8 protein-coding genes are annotated in these 10063 nt (G+C 71.1%); 5 read left to right on the top strand and 3 right to left on the bottom strand.

What is annotated here, in order from left to right; all coding sequences use genetic code 11:
- The first annotated feature begins 160 nt into the window (after nucleotides 1-160).
- Together QMF80_RS37205 and QMF80_RS37200 are read left to right on the top strand one after the other, a co-directional pair.
- Nucleotides 161-1327, top strand: coding sequence for a winged helix DNA-binding domain-containing protein (locus QMF80_RS37205; RefSeq protein WP_283461753.1), 1167 nt, complete (start codon nucleotides 161-163; stop codon nucleotides 1325-1327).
- A 45-nt stretch (nucleotides 1328-1372) separates the two neighbouring features.
- A complete protein-coding gene (locus QMF80_RS37200) occupies nucleotides 1373-3088 on the top strand; it encodes an AMP-binding protein (RefSeq protein WP_283461751.1) in 1716 nt (571 codons plus the stop codon).
- A 15-nt stretch (nucleotides 3089-3103) separates the two neighbouring features.
- Here the strand turns inward: QMF80_RS37200 and QMF80_RS37195 are convergent, their stop codons facing one another.
- Both QMF80_RS37195 and QMF80_RS37190 read right to left on the bottom strand, forming a co-directional pair.
- Nucleotides 3104-3592 carry a glutathione peroxidase gene (locus tag QMF80_RS37195; RefSeq protein ID WP_283461749.1) on the bottom strand — a complete coding sequence of 163 codons (489 nt, stop codon included), beginning with the start codon at nucleotides 3590-3592 and terminating at the stop codon, nucleotides 3104-3106.
- 229 nt (nucleotides 3593-3821) lie between these two features.
- Complete coding sequence (locus QMF80_RS37190; protein ID WP_502962999.1) at nucleotides 3822-4610, bottom strand: hypothetical protein; 789 nt, start codon at nucleotides 4608-4610, stop codon at nucleotides 3822-3824.
- A 218-nt stretch (nucleotides 4611-4828) separates the two neighbouring features.
- Here QMF80_RS37190 and gcl point away from each other — a divergent pair, with 218 nt between their 5' ends.
- On the top strand, nucleotides 4829-6616 hold the full coding sequence (gcl, locus tag QMF80_RS37185) for a glyoxylate carboligase (RefSeq protein WP_283461747.1): 1788 nt from the start codon (nucleotides 4829-4831) through the stop codon (nucleotides 6614-6616).
- 161 nt (nucleotides 6617-6777) lie between these two features.
- Here the strand turns inward: gcl and QMF80_RS37180 are convergent, their stop codons facing one another.
- Nucleotides 6778-7359: a TetR/AcrR family transcriptional regulator gene (locus QMF80_RS37180; RefSeq protein ID WP_283461745.1), complete on the bottom strand. Its 582-nt coding sequence runs from the start codon at nucleotides 7357-7359 to the stop codon at nucleotides 6778-6780.
- A 181-nt stretch (nucleotides 7360-7540) separates the two neighbouring features.
- Between QMF80_RS37180 and QMF80_RS37175 the strand changes: the two genes are divergently transcribed.
- Nucleotides 7541-8554, top strand: coding sequence for an agmatine deiminase family protein (locus tag QMF80_RS37175; protein ID WP_283461743.1), 1014 nt, complete (start codon nucleotides 7541-7543; stop codon nucleotides 8552-8554).
- Entirely contained in the window at nucleotides 8551-9492 is a 942-nt protein-coding gene (locus QMF80_RS37170; RefSeq protein ID WP_283461741.1) for a nitrilase-related carbon-nitrogen hydrolase, read from the top strand. The genes QMF80_RS37175 and QMF80_RS37170 overlap by 4 nt, the downstream gene beginning before the upstream one ends.
- The last annotated feature ends 571 nt before the right edge of the window (nucleotides 9493-10063 follow it).

The following is a 10063-nucleotide window of genomic DNA, read 5'->3' as shown; positions in this document are numbered from 1 at the left end:
GTGGTGGGTGGTGGGTGGTGGGTGAAGCATATTCGGCTGGGGGAGATATCGGGGGAAACGGGAAGGCGCGTGGACGGGGCGTCGGAGCGGGGTGGGAAGGCGGTGGGAACGGGTGGGGAATGCGGACAGGAGGTGACCGCCTCGGCGGTTAGCGTGGCGCATGGCCTCTTCGGCACCGCACCGCGCCGCCGCCGCGCCCGTGCTCCCGCCCCGCGCGCTCAACCGGGCCACCCTGGCCCGCCAGCTGCTGCTGTCCCGCGACGGGCGCTGCGCGCGGGACGCGGTCGGGCACCTCCTCGGGCTCCAGGCGCAGAACGTGAAGCCGCCCTACTACCAGCTGCACGCCCGGCTCGCGGGGTTCCGCCCCGAGGAGTTGGCGGAGCTGATGGAGTCGAGGCAGGTGGTGCGCATGGTGACCATGAGGTCCACGATCCACACGCACACCGCCGAGGACGCCGTCGCCCTGCGCTCGCTGGTCCAGCCCGCCCGGGACCGGGAGATCGGCAATTTCCGCACGGGCCTCGGCGGTGTCGACCTCGGCCGCCTCGCCCTCCTGGCGCGCGCCTTCGCCGACAGCGAGCCCCGCACCATGGGGGAGATCCGCGAGGAGCTGCTGAAGGAGTGGCCGGACGCCGACCCCGCCTCGCTCTCCGTCGCCGCGCGCTGCACGCTGCCGCTGGTGCAGGTCACCCCGCGCGGGGTCTGGGGGCTCAGCGGGCAGGTCCGCCTCACCACCCTCGACGCCTGGCTCGGCCGCCCGGCCGACGACGTCCCTCAGGCGCCGCCCATCGACGAGGTCGTGCTGCGCTACCTCGGCGCCTTCGGACCCGCCTCCGTCAAGGACATGCAGGTCTGGGCCGGGCTCACCCGCCTGCGCGAGGCCTTCGAGCGGCTGCGGCCCGGCCTGCTCGTCTTCCGCGACGAGAACGGCGTGGAACTCTTCGACCTCCCCGACGCCCCCCGCCCCGACGCCGACACGCCCGCCCCGCCGCGTTTCCTGCCCGAGTTCGACAACCTCCTGCTCTCCCACGCCGACCGCTCCCGAGTGATCCCCGCCGAGCTCAAGGGCCGTACCTCGAACGGCAACCAGGCGTACCGCACCCTGCTCGTCGACGGCTTCGTCACCGGTGTATGGAAGTACGCGCCCGGCCCGGAGCAGGGCGGCCGAGGCGAGCCGGCCCGGGTGATCGTCGAGCTGTTCGCCGAGATCAGCGTGGCCCAACGCCGGGAGGTCGTCGCCGAAGGCGAGTCGCTGATCACCGCCCTGGCGGGTCCGGGCACCGGCGCGCCCGGCGGGGGAGTGGCCTTCGGGTCAATCACCGGCTGACGCCGCTCTGGTGGCGGGTCCGCCCCGCACGGCACGATGCATCACATGACATCGAACGACGACCACCAGAGCCACCGGCACGACACCGACGCCACCGCACGGTTCCTGGCCGCGCGGGACTTCCTGCTGGAGCGGCGCGGCGCCTACGAAGACGCGTACGCGCACTTCACCTGGCCCCGCCCCGAGCGCTTCAACTGGGCCCTGGACTGGTTCGACCGCATCGCCGCCGGGAACGACACCGAGGCCTTGCGGATCGTCGAGGAGGACGGCACCAGCGAGGCCGTCACGTTCGCCGACATGGCCGTACGGTCGGACGTCGCCGCGAACTGGCTGCGCGGCCACGGCATCGCGGCCGGGGACCGGATCATCGTCATGCTCGGCAACCAGCGCGAGCTGTGGGAGGTCATGCTCGCCGCGATGAAACTGCGCGCCGTGGTCATCCCCGCCACCCCGCTCCTCGGCCCGAACGACCTGCGCGACCGGGTCGAGCGCGGCGGCGCCCGCCACGTCATCGTGCGCGCCGAGGACACCGGCAAGTTCGACGACGTACCGGGCGCGTACACGCGGATCGCCGCCGGGGACGACGTACCGGCGGGCTGGCTACGGCTCTCCGACATGTACGACGGCGGCGTCGCCACCGCGTTCACGCCCGACGGACCGACGCTGGCCGACGAGCCGCTGATGCTGTACTTCACCTCCGGGACCACGGCCCGGCCCAAGCTGGTGGAGCACACGCACGCCTCGTACCCGATCGGGCACCTGTCGACCATGTACTGGCTCGGCCTGCGCCCCGGGGACGTCCACCTCAACATCTCCTCGCCCGGCTGGGCGAAGCACGCCTGGTCCAACGTCTTCGCGCCGTGGAACGCCGGAGCCACCGTCTTCATCCACAACTACACCCGCTTCGACGCCCAGCGGCTGATGGCGGAGATGGACCGCGGCGCCGTGACCTCCTTCTGCGCCCCGCCGACGGTGTGGCGGATGCTGATCCAGTCCGACCTCGGCGCGCTGCGCACCCCGCCGCGCGAGGCGGTCGCGGCGGGTGAGCCGCTCAACCCCGAGGTCATCGACAAGGTCCGCCAGGCCTGGGGCGTGACCATCCGCGACGGCTTCGGCCAGACCGAGACCACCCTCCAGGTGGGCAATTTCCCGGGGGTGCCGGTCAAGCCCGGCTCGATGGGGCGCCCGGCGCCCGGCTACAAGATCGTGCTGGTGGACCCGGTCACCGGGAAGGAGTCCGCCGACGAGGGCGAGCTGTGCGTGGACCTCGGTACCCGGCCCGCCGGGGTGATGACCGGCTACCGCGACGACGAGCAGCGGACGGCCGAGGCCATGGCGGGCGGGATCTACCGCACCGGCGACATCGCGTCGCGCGACTCGTCCGGGTACCTCACCTACGTCGGCCGCGCCGACGACGTCTTCAAGGCCTCCGACTACAAGATCTCCCCGTTCGAGCTGGAGAGCGCCCTGCTGGAGCACGAGGCGGTCGCCGAGGCCGCCGTCGTACCGGCTCCGGACCCGCTGCGGCTCGCCGTGCCGAAGGCGTACATCGCGCTGGCGGAGGGCTGGGAGCCCGGGCCGGAGACGGCCCGGGTGCTGTTCGAGCACTCCCGCGCCGTCCTCTCCCCGTACAAGCGGATCCGGCGCATCGAGTTCGCCGAACTGCCGAAGACGGTGTCCGGCAAGATCCGCCGGGTGGAGCTGCGCGAGCTGACCGCGCTCGGCTCGGCGCACGAGTACGACGAGACCGAGCTGCGCTGACCCCTGATACGGAGGTCAGGCCGGGAGTACGGCCTCGATCGCGGCGATGACCTCGGGGGCCTCCGGCTCGGTGCGCGGACGGAAGCGGCCGACGACCTCGCCCTCGGGCGAGATCAGGAACTTCTCGAAGTTCCACTGGATGTCCCCGGTCTCGCCCTCGGCGTCCGGGGTCTTCACCAGCTCCGCGTACAGCGGGTGCCGGTTCTCACCGTTGACCTCGGACTTCTCCAGCATGGGGAAGGTGACGCCGAAACCGGAGGCGCAGAACGTCTGGATGTCGTCCGCCGTGCCCGGCTCCTGGCCACCGAACTGGTTGCACGGTACGCCGATCACCGTGAAGCCCTTCTCGGCGTACGCGAACTGGAGCCGGGCCAGCCCCGAGTACTGCGGGGTCAGCCCGCACTGCGAGGCGGTGTTCACCAGCAGGATCGCCTTGCCCTTGTACGGCGCGAGGCTGGTGGGCTCGTCGGACAGGGTGGTCAGCGGGATGTCGTACAGGCTCATGACGCTCTCCTCGGAAGGGCGGGGAAGGAAGAGGGGAAGGAAGAACAGAAGACAGGATCCGAGCCTAAGGGCTGTCCCGTCATCCCCGGCGCCCGCCCGGCGTCGGCTACGACACCTCGCCGCGTCGTCGGAGCTCCCGCATACGCCCGGTGCGCGGGCGTCCCTCCGCCTCGCGACGCACCGCATGCGATCCCCGTGCGCTGATCCGCCGGGGTTCGCGGGACAGCCCTCAGGCCCCCGTCCCCACCAGTACGTCCGCCGGGTCGTTCAGCGGCTGCGGGACGCCGGCGAGGTCCATCACGAACAGCGGTATCCCCAGGTCGTCCGCGCGGGCGCGGGCGTCCTCCGTATAACCGGCCAGTGAGAAGTAGACGCTGGTCGAGGCGGTGGTCAGCCCGTTCAGCCAGACGCACTCCACCGCCCGCAGCCCGGCGGGCGCGGTGGTCGGGTCCACCTGGGCGACCAGCCCGGGGGCCCGCAGGTCCACCGCCGCCGACGGCAGCGGCCGGGAGTCGGGCTGCCGTACGTCCTGGAAGCCGAGCCAGCGCAGATACAGCGCCGCCGTCGCCACCGCGTCACGCGCCGTACGAATGGTGACCGGCCGGAACGCGGGCCGCGGCCCCGCGGCGCCCTCCGGCCCCGCGGCGGTCGGCGGCGGCGGTCCCTGCGTGGGCCCCGGCCCGGCCGCCCCGCAGTCCACCCCGTGCGCCTCGGGCGCCACCGGCACCACCGGAACCCGCACCACCGTCCCGCACGACACGCACCCCACCTCCGGCTGCGGCCATTCGCCCGCCCGCCCGCAGCCCCCGCACCGCACCACCACCCAGGCCTCTGACCAGGTGCGATGGGTCAGCGGGCGTGGCTCCGCCGCGAGATCGAGGGGCGGGCTGACCGGACTTCCGCACGCACAGGGGAAGACCGGCGCGATGTACGCGTTCTCGCGCAGGCACGCCGGACAGCGCACCAGAACCGTCTCCGCCATCAGGCTGACCCCCTCCGTCGCTGTGCGTGGCTCCATGCTCCACCACCCGCGACCACCGGGGGAGCGGGTCGGCGATCTCCCGCCCCCGTCCCGGTCATTTGTACAACTCACCGAGAGAATCGCGGCTTTTGGTGGTTTCCGGGGTTCCGTCGCGCCTTGACGTGTGCCGAGCCGCCGCTTAGCTTGTTCCGTATAGCAGAACAAAACTTCCGGATTACGGAAAAGCCTGACCGCCTGACCCGCAGGAGTACTCGATGCCCCGTATGACAGCCGCCGCCGCTGCAGTGGAGATCCTCAAGCGCGAAGGTGTCGCGCAAGCGTTCGGCGTGCCCGGCGCTGCCATCAACCCCTTCTACCGCGAGCTGAAGAACGTCGGTGGCATCAAGCACACCCTCGCTCGCCACGTCGAGGGCGCTTCCCACATGGCCGAGGGCTACACGCGTACCGCCCCCGGGAACATCGGTGTCTGCATCGGTACGTCCGGCCCCGCCGGCACCGACATGATCACCGGCCTCTACTCGGCCATCGCGGACTCGATCCCGATCCTGTGCATCACCGGCCAGGCCCCGGTCGCGAAGCTGCACAAGGAAGACTTCCAGGCCGTCGACATCGCCTCGATCGCCAAGCCGGTCACCAAGAAGGCCACCACGGTCCTGGAGGCCGCGCAGGTCCCCGGTGTGTTCCAGGAGGCCTTCTACCTGATGCGCTCCGGCCGCCCGGGTCCGGTCCTCATCGACCTCCCGATCGACGTCCAGCTGACCGAGATCGAGTTCGACCCCGACCTGTACGAGCCGCTGGTCGTGCACAAGCCCGCCGCGACCCGCAAGCAGGCCGAGAAGGCCATCCAGCTCCTGCTGGAGTCCGAGCGCCCGCTGATCGTCGCCGGTGGCGGCATCATCAACGCCGACGCCTCCGACCTGCTGGTCGAGTTCGCCGAGCTGGTCGGCGTCCCGGTCATCTCCACCCTCATGGGCTGGGGCGTCATCCCCGACGACCACGAGCTCGCCGCCGGCATGGTCGGTGTGCAGACCTCGCACCGCTACGGCAACGCGACGTTCCTGGCGTCGGACTTCGTCCTCGGCATCGGCAACCGCTGGGCCAACCGCCACACCGGTTACAACCTGGACGCCTACCTCGGCGACCGCAAGTTCGTCCACGTGGACATCGAGCCCACCCAGATCGGCAAGATCTTCGCCCCGGACCTCGGCATCGCCTCCGACGCCAAGGCCGCGCTGGAGATCTTCATCGAGGTCGCCAAGGAGCTGAAGGCCGAGGGCAAGCTCCCCGACTACAGCGCCTGGGTCGCCTCGCACCTGGAGCGCAAGGGCTCGCTGCAGCGCCGTACGCACTTCGACAACATCCCCATGAAGCCGCAGCGCGTCTACGAGGAGATGAACAAGGCCTTCGGCCCGGAGACGCGTTACGTCACCACCATCGGCCTGTCCCAGATCGCGGGCGCGCAGATGCTGCACGTCTTCAAGCCGCGCCACTGGATCAACTGCGGCCAGGCGGGCCCGCTCGGCTGGACCATCCCGGCCGCGCTGGGTGTCGCCAGCGCCGACCCGCAGACCCCCGTCGTCGCGCTCTCCGGCGACTACGACTTCCAGTTCATGCTGGAGGAGCTGGCGGTCGGCGCGCAGCACAAGATCCCGTACGTCCACATCCTCGTGAACAACGCCTACCTGGGTCTGATCCGTCAGGCGCAGGGCGGTCTGGGGATCAACTTCGAGGTCAACCTCGAGTTCGAGAACATCAACTCCCCGGAGCTGGGTGTCTACGGCGTCGACCACGTCAAGGTCGTCGAGGGTCTGGGCTGCAAGGCCATCCGCGTGACGGACCCGAACGAGCTGGGTGCCGCCCTCGAGGAGGCCAAGAAGCTTGCCGCCGAGTTCAGCGTTCCGGTCGTGGTCGAGGCCATCCTGGAGCGCATCACCAACATCTCGATGAGCAAGACGGTCGACATGAGCGACGTCACCGAGTTCGAGGAGATCGCGACCGAGCCGGGCCACGCCCCGACCGCGATCCGCCCGATCTCCGCCTAGGTCCACCAGGCTGGTCCAGCACCACTGAACGGCCCCTGTTCCTCCTCCGGGAGGGCGGGGGCCGTTCGGCGTGCGGTACGGGCCCGGGGGCCCGGCGGTGGTCGGCCGTTGGACGGCGCGGGCCGGGCGGGGCCTCTCGCGCCCGCCCCAAGGGCTCACCCTTAGGCGGGACGCGGCCCGAGCTCGGCCTCCACCGCGCCGGTCAGCAGGGCGCGGGCCCGCTCCAGGGTCAGCGAGCCGCTCAGCCAGCGCTCGCTGAGCCCCTCCACCAGGGCGGTGAGCCGCTCCGCGGTATCCATCGGGTCGGTCCGCAGGTCGGCCAGGCCCGCCGCCTGGGCGTCCGCCACCGAGTCGGCGGTGTCCCGGCACCAGACGCGGGTGGACTGGGCGAGGGCCTCGCGCAGATCGGGATCGAAGATGGCGCTGGAGCGCAGCTCGCCCCAGGCGATGCTGTTCTCGCGTACCCGGGCGCTGTCCTGGAGTTCGCCGAGGAGCAGATGGAGCAGCAGGGCCCGGGCGTCCTCGGAGTCCGTGAGGGCCTCCTCCGTGTATCCGGTGGCGCGTTCGCCGATGAAGGCGAGCGTGCGACGGATCAGGCCCGCGCGGTCTTTGAAGTGGTAGTAGATCAGGGCGGTGGACACCCCCGCCTCGGCCGCCAGCTCCTCGACCCGCAGTCCTCTGACGCCGCTCCGCGCGATGACGCGTACCGCTGCCGCCAGGATCGACGCTTGGCGATCTGCCACGTCGGCCCACCTTCCGGTCGGATCCCACTTGACTGACCTTTCAGTCAGGTCTCACGATAGCTTCCATCGCGCGCCCTGACGCGATCTTCAATCTCTTTCGTTCTGACTGAAATTTCAGTCAGCTAGCATGAGTCCGGGTCGGCCGGACCGCCAGGCCACGCCAAACCGAGGGAGCACCCCGATGAACCCGCGCATGCCCGCCGAGTGGGCCGAACACGAGGCCTGTCTGATGGCCTGGCCGACCCGTCCGTCCCTCTGGGGGCCCGCCTTCGAGGCCGCCAAGCACGAATACGCCGCCGTGGCCCGCGCCATCGCCGCCTTCGAGCCGGTCGTCATGATCGCCGCGCCAGGTCTCGCCGAGGAGGCCCGCGCCTTCTGTGGCGACGACCCCGGCATCGACATCACCGAGCTGCCCCTCGACGACTCCTGGCTCCGGGACTCCGGCCCGGTCTTCGCCTACGACGAGCACGGCGCCCGGGTCGGCGTCGACTTCCGGTTCAACGCCTGGGGCGAGAAGCACTACCCCTGGACCGCCGACGACAAGCTCGCCTCCCTGCTGCTGGACCGCCTCGGCATCCCGCGCGTCCACTCCTCGATGATCCTGGAGGGTGGAGCCTTCACCGTGGACGGCGAGGGCACCCTGATCGCCACCGAGCAGTGCCTGCTCCACCCCAACCGCAACCCGCGGATGAGCCGCACCGAGATCGAGGACGAGCTGAAGCGCCGCCTCGGCATCGAGAAGGTGATCTGGCTGCCGTACGGGGGGCTGGAGGACACCGAGACCGACGGGCACGTCGACGGCGTCGCCGCCTTCGTCGCGCCCGGCAAGGTCGTCGTCTCCCTCCCGGAGGACCCGGCGCACCCCGACCACGCGCGGATGCGCGCCAACCTCGCCGTCCTGGAGGCCGGTACGGACGCCCGCGGCCGCGCCCTGGAGATCGTGCGGGTCCCGCAGACCGTCTACGGCGAGGTGGGCGGCGCCCCGGTCGAGGTCTGCTACCTCAACTTCTACCTGGCCAACGGCGGGTGTGTGGTCCCGGTCGGCGGCAGCGCCGCGGACGAGGCGGCCCTCACCGTCATCGCCGAGGCCCTGCCCGGCCGCAAGGTGGTCGGCGTACCGGCCCCGGTCCTCGCGTACGGCGGTGGCGGCGTCCACTGCATCACCCAGCAGCTCCCGAAGGACCTCACCGCATGAGCGCCACCGGATACCAGCTCCTCACCTCCTGCGGTTCCCCGCTCGGCTCCCCGGCCCGCCTCCGGCCCGCCGAGCGCGCCGCGCTGCGCGTCGCCCTGGTCCAGACGCGTTGGTACCCCGACGAGAACGAGCACGACGAGCGGCTGCGCGAGGGCGTGGCCCTGGCCGCCGCCGAGGGCGCGAAGGTGGTCTGCCTGCCCGAACTCACCCGCAGCCCCTACTTCTGCAACACCGACGACCCCATGGCCGACGGCGCCGCCCGCCACCTGGAAGACGTCGAGAGCGGTCCGACCGTCCGGCTGATCACCGAGCTGGCCACCGGTCTCGGGATCACCGTGCACGCCTCGCTCTACGAGCGGTCCGAGGACGGCGGCCTCGGCTACAACACCGCCGTCTGCGTGGACCCGGACGGCAAGCTGGTCGCCCGTACCCGCAAGAACCACATCCCCGCCTTCCCCGGCTACCGCGAGGACCTGTGCTTCCGCCCCGGCGACAGCGGGTTCCCGGTCGTCGCTCTCGAAGGCGCCGGGTTCGGCTTCCCCACCTGCTGGGACGAGTGGTTCCCCGAGCTGGCCCGCGCCTACGGGCTGCACGGGGCCGAGATCCTGGTGCACCCCACCGCCATCGGCTCCGAGGTGGACCTGCCGGACTTTGACACCCGGCCCATGTGGGAGCACGCCATCAGCGCCAACGGCCTGGCCAACGCCCTCTTCATGATCGTGCCCAACCGCATCGGCACCGAGGGCCGCTCCACCTTCTACGGGTCCTCGTTCATCTCCGACCCCTACGGCCGGGTGATCCTGCGCGCACCCCGCGACCGGCCCGCGGTCCTCGTCGCCGACCTCGATCTGGACCAGCGCCGCGACTGGCTGGAGTTCGGCCTGATGCAGACCCGGCGCCCGGAACTGTACGGCCGGCTCACCGAACGCCTGGCCTGACCGGTCCGCCCCGGCACGCCCGGGCACGACGAAGCGCCGGGTCACGGGACCGTCCGTGACTCGGCGCTCTGGTGTGTGACCGCCCGACGGGACGAGGCTGGCGCGACAGGACGTTCGCACCCGCCGGGCGGGGTCTGTGGGGCTGCTGTGTCTCCGGCGGACGGAGTCCGGCGCAGCCGGAGGGAGGGTCACATACAGGGGGCTCTGTGCGTGGCCCCTATATATAAGGAATGGCTGGGACCGCGGTGGTGGCGACAGGACACCTTGGCTTTGTCTCCCTCAGGTCAGGAGACAAGCCGCTGGGCCTTTACCACCGCACTGGCTCGACACCACCGCGGTCCTCGTCCTGCCCCCACCGCTTACCACCCCTCATCCGGGTTCGCGGTGCGGGCTCAGCACCCGGAATCTGACCTCCCGTCACATTCCGGACGCAGCCTGGGGGCTCTTAGTGGTCGACGCGCGAAGTCCTTCGGGGGTTGACTCCGGAGCCGGTGGTGAGTGTGGCGATTCTCGAGGGCATCAAGCGTCCGTATCGGGCTGCGTCCCTGCTTGGAACAGGTGAACATTGACG

Origin of the sequence: Streptomyces sp. G-G2 (genome assembly GCF_030063135.1) — a bacterium.
Classification (GTDB): Bacteria; Actinomycetota; Actinomycetes; order Streptomycetales; family Streptomycetaceae; genus Streptomyces.
This window is presented reverse-complemented; position numbering and strand designations above follow the sequence as displayed.